Source organism: Desulfopila inferna (genome assembly GCF_016919005.1).
Classification (GTDB): domain Bacteria; phylum Desulfobacterota; class Desulfobulbia; order Desulfobulbales; family Desulfocapsaceae; genus Desulfopila_A; species Desulfopila_A inferna.
In genome coordinates this window covers 159219-177609 of the sequence record NZ_JAFFQE010000007.1, presented here as the reverse complement: position 1 = coordinate 177609, position 18391 = coordinate 159219, and the positions used below count along the sequence as shown (strand labels likewise).

General features: G+C 48.6%; 12 protein-coding genes and 3 pseudogenes. 8 read left to right on the top strand and 7 right to left on the bottom strand.

Annotated elements, in window-relative coordinates:
- Positions 1 to 20 precede the first annotated feature (20 nt).
- A complete protein-coding gene (locus JWG88_RS16770; protein ID WP_240194536.1) occupies positions 21 to 2189 on the bottom strand; it encodes an acetyl-CoA hydrolase/transferase C-terminal domain-containing protein in 2169 nt (722 codons plus the stop codon).
- Between the two features lie 637 nt (positions 2190 to 2826).
- Between JWG88_RS16770 and JWG88_RS16765 the strand changes: the two genes are divergently transcribed.
- Positions 2827 to 4334, top strand: a protein-coding gene (locus JWG88_RS16765; RefSeq protein ID WP_205234953.1) for an IS5 family transposase whose coding sequence is annotated in 2 segments (ribosomal slippage) — positions 2827 to 3417 and positions 3420 to 4334 — 1506 coding nt in all. Because the reading frame shifts where the segments join, the coding sequence is not laid out codon by codon here.
- Positions 4335 to 4466: 132 nt separating this feature from the next.
- Here the strand turns inward: JWG88_RS16765 and JWG88_RS16760 are convergent.
- Positions 4467 to 5108, bottom strand: a pseudogene (locus JWG88_RS16760) (IS3 family transposase); the annotation flags it as partial.
- A 12-nt stretch (positions 5109 to 5120) separates the two neighbouring features.
- A pseudogene (locus tag JWG88_RS22310) lies at positions 5121 to 5267 on the bottom strand (transposase); the annotation flags it as partial.
- Positions 5268 to 5919: 652 nt separating this feature from the next.
- Between JWG88_RS22310 and JWG88_RS22330 the strand changes: the two are divergent.
- From JWG88_RS22330 to JWG88_RS16750, 3 genes and pseudogenes are all read left to right on the top strand, one after another.
- Positions 5920 to 6016 (top strand): annotated as a pseudogene (locus JWG88_RS22330) (hypothetical protein); the annotation flags it as partial.
- A 230-nt stretch (positions 6017 to 6246) separates the two neighbouring features.
- Positions 6247 to 8661, top strand: a complete 2415-nt coding sequence (locus tag JWG88_RS16755; protein ID WP_205234951.1) for a PAS domain S-box protein — start codon at positions 6247 to 6249, stop codon at positions 8659 to 8661.
- A 121-nt stretch (positions 8662 to 8782) separates the two neighbouring features.
- Positions 8783 to 9355, top strand: a complete 573-nt coding sequence (locus JWG88_RS16750) for a flavin reductase family protein (protein WP_205234950.1) — start codon at positions 8783 to 8785, stop codon at positions 9353 to 9355.
- 138 nt (positions 9356 to 9493) lie between these two features.
- On the opposite strand, the gene JWG88_RS16745 is transcribed toward JWG88_RS16750, so the two are convergent.
- From JWG88_RS16745 to JWG88_RS16730, 4 genes are read right to left on the bottom strand one after another with little or no spacing between them, the layout of a single operon-like run.
- Positions 9494 to 10705 (bottom strand): ABC transporter permease, encoded by a 1212-nt coding sequence (locus tag JWG88_RS16745; protein WP_205234949.1) that lies wholly within the window; start codon positions 10703 to 10705, stop codon positions 9494 to 9496.
- Positions 10705 to 11415: an ABC transporter ATP-binding protein gene (locus tag JWG88_RS16740; RefSeq protein WP_240194535.1), complete on the bottom strand. Its 711-nt coding sequence runs from the start codon at positions 11413 to 11415 to the stop codon at positions 10705 to 10707. The genes JWG88_RS16745 and JWG88_RS16740 overlap by 1 nt, the downstream gene beginning before the upstream one ends.
- A 4-nt stretch (positions 11416 to 11419) precedes the next feature.
- Entirely contained in the window at positions 11420 to 12718 is a 1299-nt protein-coding gene (locus tag JWG88_RS16735) for an efflux RND transporter periplasmic adaptor subunit (protein ID WP_205234948.1), read from the bottom strand.
- Between the two features lie 24 nt (positions 12719 to 12742).
- Entirely contained in the window at positions 12743 to 14203 is a 1461-nt protein-coding gene (locus tag JWG88_RS16730) for an efflux transporter outer membrane subunit (RefSeq protein ID WP_205234947.1), read from the bottom strand.
- 402 nt (positions 14204 to 14605) lie between these two features.
- Between JWG88_RS16730 and JWG88_RS16725 the strand changes: the two genes are divergently transcribed.
- The 4 genes from JWG88_RS16725 to JWG88_RS16710 all read left to right on the top strand — a co-directional run bounded on the left by JWG88_RS16725 (position 14606) and on the right by JWG88_RS16710 (position 18382).
- Complete coding sequence (locus tag JWG88_RS16725) at positions 14606 to 15991, top strand: ATP-binding protein (protein WP_205234946.1); 1386 nt, start codon at positions 14606 to 14608, stop codon at positions 15989 to 15991.
- Positions 15992 to 16086: 95 nt separating this feature from the next.
- A complete protein-coding gene (locus JWG88_RS16720) occupies positions 16087 to 16767 on the top strand; it encodes a response regulator (RefSeq protein WP_205234945.1) in 681 nt (226 codons plus the stop codon).
- Between the two features lie 376 nt (positions 16768 to 17143).
- Complete coding sequence (locus tag JWG88_RS16715) at positions 17144 to 17830, top strand: DUF2293 domain-containing protein (RefSeq protein ID WP_205234944.1); 687 nt, start codon at positions 17144 to 17146, stop codon at positions 17828 to 17830.
- Positions 17831 to 18037: 207 nt separating this feature from the next.
- Positions 18038 to 18382, top strand: a complete 345-nt coding sequence (locus JWG88_RS16710) for a DsrE family protein (RefSeq protein WP_205234943.1) — start codon at positions 18038 to 18040, stop codon at positions 18380 to 18382.
- Positions 18383 to 18391: the final 9 nt, after the last annotated feature.

Genomic DNA, 18391 nt, shown 5'->3' with positions numbered 1-18391 from the left:
CAAAATGTCAAATCAGTTTCTTATATTTTTCCGTGAGCCCTCATGGCTGAGAGTACAACTTTGCGCATTATCTTCTCTTTGCCCGTTTTCGGTCTATCGAGTTGCATTCTTTTCAGGTATGGTTTTGCCCGAGGAGGAACGGGCCTGAACAACTCTGTGACAAGGCCTTTGATAATGAGAGGTTTTTTCTTTGCCGCCAACGCTTTGAGTGAGCCGCCGATGGTTATTTCTTCAGTTGTAAAATCGGTTCCGAATGGAAAGGATGCAAGGTGACCGTCGGCCTGGAAAGGTTTCAGCATCGCATCAAGTTTCTCTGGAAAATTCTGTCTGTACTCTGGCGCAAGCTCGAAATTTGGGGGTAGCTTCCCATGAAGTTTTGCTTTCTTAATCAGCTCGTCCTGAAAACGCGAATCTGTTATTTTCAATATTTCTTCAATGATTTTGGAGTCCGGTTTTCCTCTGACATCGGCAATACCATATTCGGTTACAATTATGTCCCTGAGATGCTTCGGAATCGTGGTATGGCCGAAATTATATATTATGTTAGACTGGATTCGTTGGCTGGAATTTCTAGTGCTTCGTATCATCATGATAAGCCGACCGTCCGGAAGCGCGTGGGCCATGGAGACAAAATTATATTGCCCTCCGATACCGCTTACCACCCGCCCACAATCAAGCGCATCTGAAGTGATGGCACCGAAAACATTTACCATCATTCCGGCGTTTACAAAGCGGCCGTCTTTTCTCTGCAGTGTACGGAGTTCCTCATTGCCATAGAGCTGATTTACTTTATCAACCCCGGACATGCCAAACTGCTTTCTCTCTTCTTCGCTCATGGAGTTAAGTGCGTTATAGAAGGCACGAGGTCCGATGAAGAATGCACCAAGTATCACCTTGCCGTGTTTAAGTTGACTTCCCAGAAGAGGTTTCATCGCCGCAACGTTTTCTGGACGGGTGAAATCAGCGGAGACCCTGGTATTGCCATCGATAATGTAGCCGTTTTCGAATTTCAGCCCCTCCTTGAGGATGCCGTATTCAGAGAGCATGTTAAAATGTTTTTCTTTTAATACAGCGTGTATGCCTTTGATTTCTATGAGGAGTTCGATAATATCGGCGGGTATTTCGTCAACAGCGAGTTTCCCTGCGTTTATCAGTTTCATAATAGGTATGCTGTCATATACTTTCCGCTTCAATACGCCGCTCTTGTAAAGCTGGAAAAAGGCATCAACAAACATCTCGGAGGACCCGTAAAGCCCCTGTTCAAATTTGCCGGTTCCTCCTATTTTGTTGATCAGATCAGGGTATTTGTCGGTTATACCTGTCGCCTTCAACACTCTGTTGTATTCTTCATTTTGGTTCTGTCTCATGCTTAAACCGGCGGCAATGGCATCGCCAAGAGCGCCGATCCCGACCTGAAGAGTTCCGCCGTCTTTCACCAAAGCGCTGACATGAAGACCGATTGCATGATCCCTGAGGCTTACAGATTCTTTAGGTGGTCCGAACAAAGGATAGTTGAACTCAGGCCCTTGGAGAAGCATATCATAATGGTCCCCTGCAAACACCGCATCGCCATACATAAATGGCAACCTGGTATTCACTTCGCCAATAATAGCGACCTTGCCGCCTTTTGCCCTGATCTTATGCATTTCTTTTATTGCTTCAATGCAAATATCGGTATTGCAACCCATGGAGTACATCATCTTACCGTTTATTTCACGGCATGAGATCAGCTGGCCGAAAACATTACAACCGAAATCCATTGCATCGCGCACAACATGCGTGTAGTTCGAATTCAGGTGGTTTCTCTGCGCTTCAGGTGTCTCCATGTAGCCGCCGGCTTTGTTGAAAAATTCATAAATCTCAATATTTTTTGGGAGCTTTCCGGTGCGGAAGTCATGCATATAGTGAAATTCCGGTGTCCCTTTGAATATTCGGTCGACAAGAGGTCCCATAAATCTTTTTTCAATTTCGCTTTTGAATCTCGGCCGTTCCAGGGCGAGGGCGGTGACAATGTTCAGCTTAATCGTCGGGTCTTCTTTTGCCCTTCTATACAGCTCATTGATGAATAAAATAGGCTTTCCCAGGGCGAGAGTCATGGCAAAATTGATCTCGTTGCCCATGTAATCAAGGACATCATCAACACTTTTTTCTACGTCATTGTAAATCACACCTGTCTTTCCGTTCATCATTCACCCTTAAAATTTAGATTAATTGGTAGGTGATCCGACTGATCGATGGGTTATTTCACCCACAAGCAGTTTATTATTTGTTCTTGATTGCGTTGGCGAAAAAGAAGAGAGCCCTTTTTTGTCGGTGAGAAATTGATAAAAAGAAGCTTCAGCAAATGGCTAACTCTATAATTGGTGTATCTGTACGCTACTCGATGAAAATCCCGGAAAAGCTGATCGGCACAGGTATCTGCGAATGAGGGGTAATTTTTCTTGCTGAAATCCATGATGAGGCCCTTATTGGTGAAGAGATCATTTTGAAAATCGAATTCGACAATAGTAGTCCAAACCATGTCCTCGATCAAGATTAATCTTTACGTAAAGATAAAATTAAGGATTACATTAAATTTACAGAACATGCGTGATTTACGATCTGCCACAGAGAGGGGCGAAATCACTAATACGTCAATGTTGATAGAAGTACCTCAATTACAGAAAGAAGAGTTAATTCTTCTTATTTGTCCGTCTCTAATTAGGGCTTGCTGATTTATTAATATAGTTTTGATATTACAAAGTAAATACAGTATATTTAACGTCGAAAGTGCACAGAAAACGACATACACTCCCTCAAAAACCTTGCACATTCCGACACCAAAAAATGTATAAATACAATCTGAAACAGCTTGAGCTCCCTCAATTCGCTTTGCCTTTTCAAGGAGAACTCTCCGGCGACAATAAATGGGTGAAAATGGCAGCGTTCATACCTTGGGAAGAGTTCGAAGAACGCTACAAACAAAACTTCTCCAACACTGGCATCGGCCATCCTGCGCTCTCTGTCAGAATGGCTCTTGCCGCCCTCATCATCAAAGAAGAATTGGGTGCCAGTGACAGGTCATGCGTAGAGCAGATCACGGAGAATCCATACCACCAGTACTTTTGCGGACTCAAGGCCTTCGTAACAGATCCGCCCTTCGATGCCTCCATGTTCGTCCATTTTCGTAAACGCTTCCCGGCAGATGTGCTGCGCCAGGTCAACAATGTCATTGCTGCGAAGATGCATGAGAGGCAGGATCGACCTGAAGATCCTCAGCCTCCAAAAAGCGATACAAAAGGCGGTACCGCCAATCAACTCCCTCTCAATAATGGTCAGTTGATGGTCGATGCAACGTGTACTCCCGCTGATATCACCTTCCCGACTGATATCAAACTGCTCAACAAAGCTCGTGAGAAGAGTGAGCAGCTCATTGATATGAGCTGCATCATGCCCTAGGAAAGGGCCATAAAAAACCACGCACATATCGTCGGCGTGCCAGAAAACAATTTCTCTCCGTTGCCAAAGACAAACGGATGAGCCGGCAAAAGATACGCAAGTGCCTTCGTCAGCAGTTGGGGTATCTTCGGCGCAATCTGGGATCCATCGATCGCCTGGCCAAGGACACCGGGCTTTGCGGCCTTAGCGCCCGCCGTTACAAGGAACTGCTGGTCATCTCGGAAGTGTTCCGCCAGCAGCAATGGAGGTATGACAATCGCAGCCGTCGCATTGTTGACCGCATCGTCAGCATCAGCCAACCGCATGTTCGGCCCATAAAGCGGGGCAAGGCTGCAGCGGACACCGAATTTGGAGCCAAGGTCAGTATCAGTCTGGTTGACGGTGTGAGTTTCGTTGACACAATCAGCTGGGACAACTTCAACGAAGGTGGTGATCTCATCGCCCAAATCGAATCATACCGGGAACGTTTCGGCTGCTACCCAAAGTCAGTTCATGCCGACAAAATCTATCGCTACCGGGACAATCGCCAATATTGCAAGAAAAGAGGAATCAGATTATCCGGTCCCAGGCTGGGTCGACCACCAATAGTAACCGAGAGCAACGCTCAAGCCTTGAAAGCAGCAGAACAACAAGCCAGGCAGGATGAAATCGACAGAAATGCAGTCGAAGGTAAGTTTGGTCAAGGGAAGCGGCGCTACAGTCTTAGCCGCATTATGACCAAGCTCTCCTGCACCAGTGAGACCGCCATAATGGTAAGCTTTTTGGTTATGAACCTGAGCAGGTGGCTGACCACCTTTATTTTTTTTATTTTTTCAAAGATCAAGAGCTATTTTCTCTATTTTGCGGTCGCATTGCCAAGATATATTTGGCCCATGTGCAGGTTCGCAAAACAATAGAGAAAAGTCGATTAAATTAATCAGCAAACCCTAATTATCTCACTAGAATTGAATTGTTTATATGAAAAAAGGCTCATTTCTATTTCCGCTTTAGCAGCTTTCATGAATTAGGTGCTATGGGAAGAGATGGGTTATTGGCGCATTGTCGTAACAATTACCCCTGCGACTCATTGAAGCCTTCATTTCAAACTGTTTCAACATTTTCATATATCTGTGAGGGCAATACTGGCTTCCCCGATCAGAGTGATGGATCAGGCCTGCAGGAGGATGCTTTTTTGCCACCGCTCTGAAGAGAGATTTCATAACCAGAGCTTTTGTCATTCGCTTGCCAAGAGCATATCCTACGACTTCACCGTGAAAGATATCCTTGTGGGCTGCAAGATACAACCAGCCTTCGCCTGTGCGGATATATGTGATGTCCGTAAGCCAGATCTGGTTGGGAGCTGTCGCTGTAAAATTTTGATCAACAAGATTTGGGGCCACGGGCAATGAGTTATTGGAGTTGGTTGTTGCCTTAAATTTTTTCTTCCGGCGGCATCGAATGCCGAGTTCTTTTCGAAGACGTTTAATACGATGAACGCTGACCTGCACACCTTCGTTTTCAATGATGTCACGCTGTAAGCGTTCAGGACCACATGTCTCTCTCGTTCTTTTATGGGCCGCCTTGACGATAACTTTAAGTTTTGTATCATCTTGTTGATGGCGTGATCGCGGCCTTGAGCGCCAGGCATAATATCCGCTTTCTGACAGGTCCATCTGATTACAGAGAGCCAACTTCCCTGCCTTTTTTGCTTTCCCCCAATTACTGATAGTGGATTTAGGGATATCGAGACGTCGGGATGCCCCTGGAATGCTCAGCTCTTGGTCAATGACAAGTTTTACAGCTTCTTCACGAAATTCTTTCGAGTAACTTCCCTGTGGAATTCTCTTCATTATGACACCTCCGCTTTCTGTTTATAAAAATAGCGTTTTGGTGTTCACTTTTTTCAACCTACATCAGCTGGTTGCTGTGGGGTGTTGATGGATTTTACTTTCAGCTGCATGTTAAAACTCCTAAACGTCCTACACTAATTTTGCAATGGTTAGGTGTCTCGTCTATATTGACACAGAGGGACCGATAATTTTGTGCACTTACATCCCCCTTACGCATCCCACAGAACAGGTTTTTGCACTGACTTTCCCCTTATAGGGCTTCTCGTTTGTGCCTGAACAATCAATGTATTTGTTTTTTGATAATAATTTTGTTAGTATCTTATTCCTGAAAGTCTGTTATAAAATCTGGAAAAAGGGATTTATAGCATCCATGAGCCAGATGTCTACTGCATTGGAAAAGGCAAAGCTCACAAGAAGTATGAATTTGGCGCCAAAGCGTCAATCGCAATATCCATGACAGCAAGACACTTGTCGAGGTAATCAGCCAATCATCAGAGCTGCGTGGCCAGTGTCCCAAAGTCGCTATTTGTGATAGAGGGTATCGTGGGAAAAGTAAGGTAGGAGAGACTGAAATCCTCATTCCAAAACCATCTAAAAAAAGGCTACTCCCTACCAACGCCAAAAGGCTCGGAAAAGGTTTCACAAAAGAGCAGGTATTGAGCCAATTGTTGGACATTTAAAATCAGATTACCGGCTTATTCGCAATTTCCTTAAAGGAACTGTTGGCGATAGTATCAATTTGATGCTTGCAGCAGCAGCTTTCAACTTCAAGAAATGGATGAGAGAAGTCCAGATCTTTTTTGCAACAGTTTTTAATATCATTTTTACGGAAAATAACTGCCTGGCGTAAAAGGTTTAAACTGAAATTAGCCTTTTCTCAGGCCCGACTATTTATTAAGGCGGTGTGTATGGATTATTATTCACCGTTTTATCGTCTAATTTATGTTTCGTTAGAATGCCCAAACGCCTGTAGATACCTATGAATAATAACAGATCCAATTCTGAGCTATTAGAGGAAATAGCCGAGAAAAACCGGCTGTTCCTGGATATTTCCCAGCGGCTCGACAACCTGCACCACCTGCTGAACGATATGAGTGAGGGATTCGGGGTGATCGAAATCATCCCCGGCTCAGACGGCAAGATTCTGGATTTTCGCCTCCTTGAAATCAACGAAACCCTCGGCCGCCTGCTCAAAGTTTCCCCAAAAGACATTCATGGCATACCCCTTCTGCAACTTCTGCCGGATGTAGATTCAAGCTGGCTGGAAGTGTTTGGCGATGTTGTTGCACATCAGAGACCTGCCCAATTCGAGAAGTACAGTTTTTATTTTGAAAAATGGTTCAAGGTGCAGGCTTCCTGCGCCGGTCCGGGCCTGTTGAATTTCCTCCTCGTAGATATCACTGCAAGCAAGCAGGCAGAACAGGAACTTGCTCAAAATCGCCTGCTTCTCGGCCAGGCAGACCTGCTCTCCCTCTCTGGTGCATGGGAATGGAGAATTGTAACTGATCAATTTTCTTTCACTCCAGGGTGGCTGTCTATCCACGGCTGCAAGAAGGCTCCGCGAACACTCGATGAAATTATGGCATCGACTCATCCGGATGATCGCACAGCTCTAATGGATGAGTTGGAGAATGCACGAAAAAGTTTTGATCATTATTCCATAGAGTACCGCATCATTCGCCAGGATAACGGCAAGGTACGTTACGTTCACGGATATGGAAAGCTGGTCAGAGATCCTTCCGGGGAGATAGCCGGGGTTTTGGGGATCACGAGAGACATCACTGAACAAAAGCTGTCAGAAAAAGCAACTCAACGGCAAAATATACTGAAGAGCGGAATCAATAGTATTTTCGCTGCGGTCGTCAAAAGTGCCGATGACAAGGAATTCGCCACAACCTGTCTCTCGGTTGTCGAGAAGGTGACCGAGAGCCCTCTCTCCTTGCTCGCTGAGATCGGCTCGGATGGATTACTACGGGATATAGCCGCTTCTAATCCCACATGGGAAAAATGCTCTTTGGTTAACCCGCAGGATTCCAAAAAGGCAACTCGGCTGCCGCATACCCATGGTCTTTATGCCAGTGTTTACACCCAAGACTCCGGCTTTCTGACCAATGATCCGGTATCACATCCAGACAGCAAGGGAGTGTCCCCCGGACATCCGGAGTTGCAGTGTTTTATGACCGCGCCATTGCAAGTCCATGGAATCACGACCGGAATGATATCGGTAGCCAACCGTTACGGAGGCTATACTGAAGAAGACCTGGCCGTTCTGAAAACACTTGCCCGTGTAATCAGCGATTCCTTATCCCGCTGGCGGGCCGAGAGGGCGCTGGTAGACGGTGAGAACCGCTACCGCAACCTTTTCATGAACTCTCCAGACGCGATCTTCGTGAACCAGGAGGACAAGATTACCTTGGTTAACAACGCCTGCATACGATTGTTCGGAGCACAGCAAGCTGATGACCTGCTCGGCAGGTCCCCTTACGAACTCTACCATCCCGACTATCATGAGAAACTGCGGGAGAGAATATACAAATTACGAAAACTCCATGAATCATTGCCTCCATATGAGACAAAAATAGTTCGGCTTGATGGGGTATCGGTAGACGTGGAAATTACCTCTGACGGTTATCTTTTTGGTAATTCCAGGAATATCCATGTGATTCTTCGCAATATATCGGAAAACAAGCGGGCCGCAGAGGAATTGAAGCGCTCGAACAAAGAACTGGAAGAATTTGCCTACGCGATTTCCCATGACCTTCAGGAACCAATACGCTCGATCATTGGCTTTCTCCAGCTTTTTGATGCAAAATTTCATGACAGGGTTGATGAGCAGGGTCTGATGTATATCGATCGAACGATAGCTGCCAGCCACCGCATGAAAAAACTGATCGAGAATTTGCTGTCCCTCTCTCGAGTTTCGACCAAAGGCGGCGATTTCCTGCCGACTGAACTTAACCATGTAGTCGGTATCGTCATAGAAAATCTCCATTCGACCATCAACGAGAAGAATGCTAAAATAATATATCAGGACCTGCCGGTCCTAACCGTCGATGCAAGTCAGATCCAGCGTCTTTTTCAGAACCTTATAGCGAATGCCGTCAAATATAACACCAACCATACGCCCATGGTTGAAATCGGCTGCCGCCCTGCCGAAAACGGGTATGAGTTTTTTGTAAAAGATAACGGCATAGGCATTCAGCAAAATTATCAGGAGCGTATTTTTCTGGCATTTCAGCGATTGCACACAGATCGTGAGTACGAGGGCATAGGTATGGGACTGACTCTGTGCAAGAAAATTGTAAAACGCCACTATGGGAGGATCTGGGTGGAATCACAACCTGGAGAAGGTTCTACATTTTATTTCACACTAGCTGCGAGCCTGGGGGGGTGACGGCTTATAAAGCACCTGAAATCGAAGTGGGTTTTTTAATGGTGATGATCTCTTACTACCAAGCTCCCCTGGTGGCTGGATCAATGTCCACTTCCAATTTACATGAGAGGAGAAAAATTCAATGAAAACATCGATAGGTCCCGACACATTGGCATATCCCAATCCAATCTGGTGTGTTGGCAGTTACGATAAGGAAGACAAACCTAATGTTATGACTATAGCCTGGGGAGGTATTTGTTGCTCAAAACCGGCGGCAGTAACCATCTCGCTTCGCAAGGCCACTTATACCTATGGCTCAATAATGGAGCGCAAGGCCTATACAATCAGTGTTCCTTCAGAAAAATATGTGGCGGAAGCCGACTATTTCGGAATTGCCTCCGGGAAAAATACCGACAAATTTAAAGACACAGGCCTGACTCCAACGCGCTCGGAAGTGGTTGATGCTCCGTACGTCGATGAATTCCCGCTCATTCTCGAATGTAAAGTCATCCACACCCTTGAAATCGGCTTGCACACGCAGTTCATAGGGGAAATCATGGATATCAAGGTTGATCAGGAAGCCTTGAACTCAAAAAATCAGCCAATGATGGAAAAAGTCGCTCCTTTTGTGTTTGGTTATGGTATCCGAGAATACTGGTCTCTTGATAAAGTTATTGGTCAAAGCTTTAATATCGGCAAGAAATTCAGCAAATAACCCTTTTTTCCGCCTGACAATATCGTAAAACTCATCTAAGTGACTTAGATGGACTCTGCGGTAAGCACTGTATGGGCCTGAATTCCGACTTCCAGAAAGCTCGATATGTTAGTCACAGTATCGAGCTTTTTACCACTCTTATTCATAACGCAGGGCCTCGATAGGATTGAGCGAGGCGGCCTTTTTGGCCGGGAAATAGCCGAAAACCACACCTATTACCGCGGAAATCAGGAATGCCGCAGCTATAATTCCCGGATTGAAGACGAAGGGAACGCCGATCATCAGGCAGATGCCCGCTGCGCCGCCCAACCCAAGTGCGATGCCGATCAATCCGCCAAAGGAGGTCAGCACCGCCGACTCCACCAGGAACTGGAGCAGCACATCCCGCTCCAGAGCGCCTATGGCGAGCCGGGTTCCTATTTCCCTGGTGCGCTCTGTTACCGAGACCATCATGATATTCATAATGCCGATGCCACCAACCAACAGACTGACCCCGGCAACTGCGCTCAAAAGCGCGGTGAGGACAGTGGTTGTTCCGGTGAGAGTGTCTATTATCTCCTTCATGTCACGGACCATGAAATCGTTGGGCTGTCCGTTCTTCAAGCTGCGGCGCTGGCGGAGGAGCTGCTCGATGCTCTCCTGCACCCGCTTCGTGGAGATCTGGTCACGAACGGAAACCATGATCGAATCCACATCGGTGTTACCGGCCAGCCGGCGCTGCAGGGTGCGCAGAGGTATGATAACCACATCGTCCTGATCCCTGCCAAAACTCGACTGCCCCTTTTTTTCTAAGGTTCCTATCACTTTGAAGGAAATCTTGCCGAGCCGCAGGGACTGCCCCACAGGCGATTGATTGCCGAATAATTCCTCTCGTACCGTGGCTCCCAGTATTCCCACAGCCGCACCTGCGTTAATTTCACCATCGCTGAACATTCGCCCTTCTTCGATACCCCAGTTTCTGACCGGGAAGTAGCCGTTGGTAGTGCCGGTGATGGATGTTGACCAGTTGGCGCCACCGGCAATCGCCTGCCGGCTTACCTGTGAGGTGGGAGCCACGGCATTCAGCCCGGCCACATTATTTTCTATGGCTACGGCATCTTCGACGGTAAAAGGATCGGAGCTTGAACGTGCCCCGCCGGGCCCCCGCATTCCCTGTCCTGGACGGATATTGAGCATATTGCTGCCAAGCTGTGATATATCGTTTGTGACCTTTTGGGTGGCGCCGCTGCCTACCGTCACCATACTGATCACCGCAGCTACGCCAATGACGATGCCGAGAATGGTCAGAGAGGAGCGCAGGGCGTTGCGCCGAATAGCCCGCAGGGCCAGAAAGAATGTTTCCCAAAGCATCAGACAATCACCTCGTTGACGGTATCGGCAACAATACGGCCATCCTGAAAATGGATTTGTCTGTCCGCATAGGCTGCCATCTCCGGTTCATGAGTCACCATTACGATGGTTATTCCCTCCCGATTGAATTTTTGGAGCATTCTCATAATTTCCATACTGCGCTGCGAGTCCAGATTGCCGGTAGGCTCATCGGCCAGCAAGATGCGGGGATGACCGACAATGGCTCGGGCGATAGCAACACGCTGCTGCTGGCCGCCGGACAACTCACCTGGAGTATGATGCGACCATTTCTCCAGCCCCACTGCGGCCAACGCTTCCATGGCCATGGCATGCCGCTGTTTGAGGGGAACGCGCCGATAGATCAGGGGCAGTTCGACGTTCTCCAGTGCCGAGGTGCGGTTGAGCAAGTTGAATCCCTGAAAAATAAAGCCGATAAAGGAGCGGCGCAGCATGGCCCGCTGATCCCGTGACAACTCCTCTACCGCCACATCCTCAAAGACATAGCTTCCCATGGTCGGGGTATCGATGCAGCCGAGGATATTGAGACAGGTTGATTTTCCCGAACCACTCGGACCCATCATCGCCACAAACTCACCTTGCTGCACAGTCAATTCAATAGAGTCAAGAGCTGTCATAGCCGTCTGCCCTTGCCCGTAGATTTTTACAACATTACGGAATTCGATCAGTTTTACAGCATTCTTTTGTTTCATTATCTCATTTTCCAGTCATAATTTCATTTGTTATGACTTTAGATCCCTCATCGAGTTTGACAGATTTCACAGCCGTCAGCACACCATCGGTGGTAATTTTCTCCACCTGAACAGCCAACGGTTGCCGCTGCTCATCCAGGGTCCAGACCGTGGCCTTTCCCGGCGAAAGATCAACACCGGCTGAGGTCGGGCCGGACCTCCCCGACCGTCGCCGCGGTCCCGGCATCAATGAGCTTAAGAGCTCTTGCTTTTCCTTTTTCACCTTCTTCCCCTGTGTCGGACGGTAAAGCAGTGCGCTGTTGGGAAGCAGCAGGGTATCTTCTATATTTCTCACCACAATGTCGGCTGTAGCCGTCATCCCCGGCCGCAGCAGAAGATCCGGATTCGCCACCTTGAGTACGGTCTTGTAGGTGACCACGCCATCCGTTGTCTCGGAGCCGTAACGTACCTGGGTAATTTGAGCCTGAAAGATTTTTTCGGGATAGGCATCCACCGAAAAAGTGGCCTGCTGTCCTTCCTTGACCCGGCCGACATCGGCTTCATCGACATCCACCTGCAGTTCCATATTCTTCAGGTCTTCCGCCAGGGTAAAAAGCACCGGTGCCTGCAGAGAGGCCGCCACGGTCTGGCCTTCTTCGACATTGCGGCTCAGCACTATGCCGTTGATGGGAGAATAGATAACAGCCTTTTCCAGATCCGTTTCATTCAGTGTCAGAGAGGCTTCGGCAATTTCTATCGCAGCTGCGGCTGCTTCCTGAGAGGCTGCGGCGCGCTCCACGTTGGCTTCGGCCTGCTCGAGGTCCTCCAGGGAAGGCAGTTTCCCCTTGGTGATTTCTCGGGTTTTCTGAAGGCGCTTCAGTGTCTTCTCGGAGGCCTGCCGGGAAGCACGGGCCTCCCGATATTTGGCCTTGGCCGAGGTCACCTCTGCCCTCGATTTTAAAACCGCAGCCTTAAACTTAGTGTCATCCAAATAGGCCAGAGGCTGGTCCGGCTTTACCTCGGTATTATAGTCGGCGGTCACCATGGTGATAATTCCGGAAAGCTCGCTGCCCACCTCCACCTGATTGGTGGCTTCCAGATTTCCCGTGGCGGTCACGGTGATCTGCAGATTACCCTTTGCCATAGTGTGAGTTTCATAATTGGTATCATTGCCGGTGGAGCGCAGGGTAACGGCCACTGCTGCCCCCGCTGCTATCAGCAACAGGCAGGCGGCAATAATCCAATACTTGAGACGCCGTCGACTCCCCGATGCCTTGACCTTCTCCATTGTCTCCTTAACAGACATGTGTCTCTTTTCTGTCATTACATTCAACCTATTACAAGATTATCAATTCATTGAAACGGCCGGGCGCAGCTTTTGCCAGCCTCCGCCCATACTTTTATAAATCCTGACCAGATCTGCCAGCACAGCTCCTCTGCTCTCGGCCATCTGGTCCTCGAAGGAGAGCAGGGACCGTTGGGCATCAAGCACATTGTTAAAACCAGTCATGCCGCTTAGATACTGATTTTCTGCCAGATCAGCAGCCTGCTCCGCTGCGGCGGCACCATTTCTTAGGTTCTCAAGCCTTTGCTGTTCCTTTACGTAGGAGATCAGAGCATTTTCAACCTCCTCCAGGGCCGTGAGGACCGTATGTTCATAGCGAAGATAGGCCTGTTGCTGCAGCTCTCCCTGAATTTTGATATTGCTGCGTATAGCCCCCGCATCAAAGATCGGCCAGCTGATGGAAGGTCCGAGAGACCATAGCCTGGCCGGTGAGGTCACTAATTTTTCAAGCGAAATGGACTCAAGGCCGATGGAGCCCCTCAAGAAAAAACGTGGGTAGAGGTCTGCTTCGGCAACACCTATTCGTGCAGTCTGGGCCGCCAGTTCCCGTTCGGAGCGGCGGATATCCGGCCGCTGTCTGAGGATCTCGGCGGGTACTCCGACAGCTATCTGCAAAGAGGGTTCCGGAAGTGCACCGGGGACGTTTAAGAGGTAATGGAGATCCCCGGCGGGCTTGCCCGTCAACACCGCCAGCCTATTCATTGAGGCTTCTAAGCCAATTTCCAGGCCGGGCAACCTCGCCTTTGAATTTTCCAGATTGTAGCGAGCCTGCGCCAGAGCGAGGGCGTCCCCGTTGCCGACAGTAAACAATGCATCGAGCAGTTCCCAGGTTTCCTGCTGCAGCGCCACACTGGACTCCGCCAGCACCAGGCGTCGCTGATAGGTGCGCAGATCGATGTAATTGATCGCCACTTCTGCCAGCAGGCTTACCACGACATCGTGAAGATCTTCGACTTGCGCCTCCAATTCCCGTTGGGAGGCTTGAACGGAGCGTCGGACACCTCCGAAAATATCGACTTCCCAACCTGCATCAAATCCAGCGTTGTAGCTTTCCGAATCCGATGATGCACCTTCGCCACCCCGCCGTTCACTCCACCCGGCAGAAGCGTTGCCATCCACTGAAGGATACAGGGACGATTCTCTACCGGCCTTTTGCAGGCGCGCGGTTCTCACTCTTGAGAGAGCTTCCCTCACGTCAAGATTATCGGCAGCGGCCTCTTCGATCAACGAGCTGAGCAGAGGATCGTCGAAGACCTGCCACCATCCCGCCAGCCGCTGTTCATCCTGCGTATTTTTCCTGATGCTGTTGTTCCACTGCCCCGGAAGTTCCAGGGAGGGACGTACATAGTCCGGACCCACCCTGCTGCAGCCGGACAGAAACACAACCATTATCAGGGTAATACCCGCGCCCCCCTGCCTGAGCAGGCTGGCTGCCGATTTTTTGTTGTTGGTATATTTCATCATCTTTTTTTAGTTTTCATGCCTTATGGGGCATCAGATGCCCCTGCTGATTCAGGACCTAGAATTGAAAATCAGATGGAGACCAGGACCCAATTTCCCGATGGATTGCTTTGTGAGATAGTTTAATGCACAATTGTGGAGAAATTATGGAGGAAAGATGTGCTTTGTCGGGAGACTCAAGAAGAATATTGCTTTTTGCCTAAAAGTACTATCTTAGATAGATATGCAGTTACAAATGAAGGTAAAAAGGCCAACCAGCATTTACGAGAGACCTTTTTTCCTCTCCGAAAAAATTAGCTAAGCCTGGTTGCCAACCGATTAAATGAAAACCTGATTATCCCATCCTCAGCTCAAGGCCAGAAGATGCTGAGATTCAGGGGAAATCATAAATTAAACAACGAAACCATGATCAAGCTTAGAATTTCCCACAAACTATTTGCCTCCTTTTTCCTCATCCTGGTCACGGTCGTCGCTGCCCTTTACCTCTCAAGGTATATTTTTTCCCAGAATTTCCAGAGCTATATTCATCAGGTTGAAATTGAAAGAATTGAGAAACTGGTACCCGTTCTACAGGAAGAGTATCAGAAGAATAAAAGCTGGGTGGAAGTAAGAAACAATACACCCTACTGGGCGGAACTGCTCGACGAGCGCTCCGATATCCGCAAGAACCGACCGCCTTCACGGGAGGGTGCAAGACAAGAACGAACACTTTCACGCATATTGCTCGTTGATTCGGAACTGCGGCCGCTTGTCGGAACGGTAGAGGCGGAAGACCAACCTCGGCTGGTCCCCGTACGTGTGGATGGCAGTACCGTGGGTTGGCTGGGTCTGAAAAAACGCTCCAGGTACGGTCCGCCGGCCGCATTCCTCGAACGTCAGGCCAAGCACCTAACGCTGTTGGGAATTGTGGTAATCGCGCTCACGGCGCTGATCGCCTTCCTCTTTTCACACCACCTGCTCCAGCCGATCCAGCGCCTTGCCCAGGGCACGCGGGAACTTGCCAATCGTAATTTTACCGTGCGCATTAAACCATCAAGGAAGGACGAGCTCGGACAATTAGCCGAAAATTTCAATGCAATGGCCCAGACCCTGGAGACATATGAAAAGCTGCGGCAGCAATGGCTTAGCGATATTTCCCATGAACTTAGAACTCCTTTGGCTATACTACGCGGTGAGCTGGAAGCCATTCAGGACGGTATCCGGGAACCGTCCCCAAAAAATCTTGCTTCACTGCATATGGAAATTCTCCGGCTCAGCAAACTGGTTGAGGATCTGCATCTGCTCTCGTTAACCGAATCCGACAGCCTCACCCTCAACTTTCAGCAGATTTCGGCAGCCGCCGTTTTGCGAACCAGTCTGGAAAGCTTCCAAAACAGGTTTGATCAGTGCGGTATTGAAACGGCACTCGACCTGGATGATATTGAAGAGATAAAAATCAAGGGAGATGCCATCCGTCTTGGCCAGGTGTTCATGAATATTTTTGAGAATGGTTGCAGATACGTTGAATCTCCGGCAATCTTGAAAGTCCGCTGCCATCTCGACAATACCATGCTGTATATCTCCTTTGAAGATTCAGGACCAGGAGTTCCCGATGAGGTCCTGCCTCGACTCTTTGATCGGTTGTATCGGGTCGATAATTCCAGAAACCGCGACAGCGGAGGCAGCGGTCTGGGATTATCGATCTGCCGACATATCATCGAATATCATAACGGCACTATCCACTCCGAAAAAAGCGCGCTGGGTGGTCTGAAAATTGTTATTATACTCCCTGTCGCGGAAAAAGGAGATTGACAATGGAGATCGAACTTTCTTGAAGTCGGAGTTTATGTCCGCACGGATGCTTATCTCAACGCCGTCAAAAATGATCAATAGCAGAAAAAATAATAATGGCTAATGAACATATACTGATTGTCGAAGATGAATTGAAAATTGCCGATCTCCTCAGGGATTATCTTGAAAAGGAGGGATTCAGAACAACCTGTCTGCACCGGGGGGATACGGCAGTTGCGGCAATACGAGCGGACCGGCCCGCCCTGATTCTGCTCGATTTGATGCTGCCGGGCATGGATGGCATCACCATCTGCCGTGAAGTGAGAAAATTTTCCGATGTACCTGTTATTATGATCACCGCCAAGATCGAGGAGGTTGATCGCCTGATCGGACTGGAAATAGGCGCCGACGATTATATCTGCAAGCCGTTCAGTCCACGGGAGGTTGTGGCCCGAGTCAGAGCCGTGCTGCGCAGAGCGCGCAGCATCGAGGCGCCGCAGCGATTGGTCGCTGGATACCTTGTACTTGATGAGCAGACACATCAGGTCACCGCCGCGGGGAAAACCCTTAACCTCACCCCCAGTGAATTTGGACTTCTAAATGTATTGATCTCCTCACCTGGACGGGTTTTCTCGCGCAGTGAACTACTGGACAAGGTACAGGGCTACCAGTTCGACGGCTATGACAGAACTATCGACAGCCATGTCAAAAACCTGCGCAGAAAAATTGCCGAAGTTCTACCCGATCAAGACATTATCACCACCATCTACGGAATCGGCTACACCTTGAACACCTGATTCCTGCGGGTAACATGAGTATCTCATTCCTGAAAAACCGCCGCTTAGTTCATTGAGAGTTACAAAAAAACAAGAATACCCTCTTTAGCCAATGCTCTGATCCAGCTCAGTTGGCTGGTTTTGATTACCGGCGCCATACAAGCAAGTGAAAAATTCTTGCTGCCCTCAATGTCAGATGGTCAGATAAAAGGTTCGACATGTGATTTTCGCAGGCCCTTCTGCCTGCAAAAAACCTGGAACGCGGAAGATCAAGCTTTTTTAGACGCCATTATTGAAATTTTTTAGATAAACTGGTACTACAGCGGGCGTTGATTATACGCTTGGGCGGGTACTTCCCATTCCGAAAGAATCTATTATAAATTTTTTAATTTAAATCATGACATTTACACATCGTATCGTCAAACCCGGCTACAGAAAAGGGACCGTATTATCGGAGGACGGAGAAGTCCTTACTCCACCGGCCGACTGGTCTTTCCTTGGCGCTGGCGATGCCGCCGTTACCAGAAAAGTGAAGGCTAAAGGAGAAACCTGGGTTGTTCAGGTGAAGAGGGGAAAGCGTATTATTTCAAAAGGTATCTGGGCAAAGACAACTGATATTCTCTCCAGTGTAAAAGAAGTTGAAGAGACCCGTTCAACACCTGCATATGCCAGAAAAAGAGAACAGGAACAGGCCAGGAAGGAAGTCAATCATAAAAAGTATGTCGACGAATTCCACAATGCCGTACTCTCCTTTCTCGCTTTTGACCACAAATATCGGAAGGAAGCCGAGCTTATTGCAGTATATGTTTGCGCTCATGCAACACCTGTCGGCAGCGGCACGGTGGCCAGAACACAGCGGATAACTATTGCTGAGCGTGCCGCGGCAGCAGTAATTGCCTGGATGCGTCATCACACCACCGCATATGATTCGATGCGCATCGTCCGAATACAGGGGAAGAGACGCGAGATCCGCCGGCTGCTGGCGGCACGATCCGTTGAAGTTCTGGAATCCTACCGCTCGGGCAGGGAAATTTCAGCCGACTGTCCTCTACGGAGTGCTCTGGCCGCATTCATGAAAAATTGACCTCGCTGAGGATAGTGTACCTTGACTTTTTGAATGAAAAATCTGATAGTTGAAACTGACGTTTGATGGCGCCGTAAAGATCCGATTTCCGGCTTTGTATCTCTATTTAATTTATCCAGCCACTGGGAGCTGCTCTCGACTTTTCAGGTGACTATATAACCGGCTGCTCCTTCTTTATCGATAAAGGTCAACTCAAGGAGTACGGGCATGAGGAAAAAAGATAATCTCTATATTCTCTGGACCAGCGACAGCAAGATAACCGCTGAAAAAATGGTGTTTATGTATAGCATCAATGCCATGCGCCAAGGATGGTGGAAAAAGGTCACCATCATTATCTGGGGCGCTCCCGCCCTGCTTGTCAGTGAAGATGTGAAGCTCTTCGAAAAAGTGGCAGAGGCACAGCAGGAAGGCGTACATATTTCCGCGTGCAAGGCCTGCGCTGACCAGCTGGGAGTCACAGAGAAGCTGGAAAAGCTTGGGGTGGAGGTCATTTATTGGGGCGAGCCGCTCACCGAAATACTGCAAAATGATGAGAAACTCATAACAATATAGTTCGCTCCG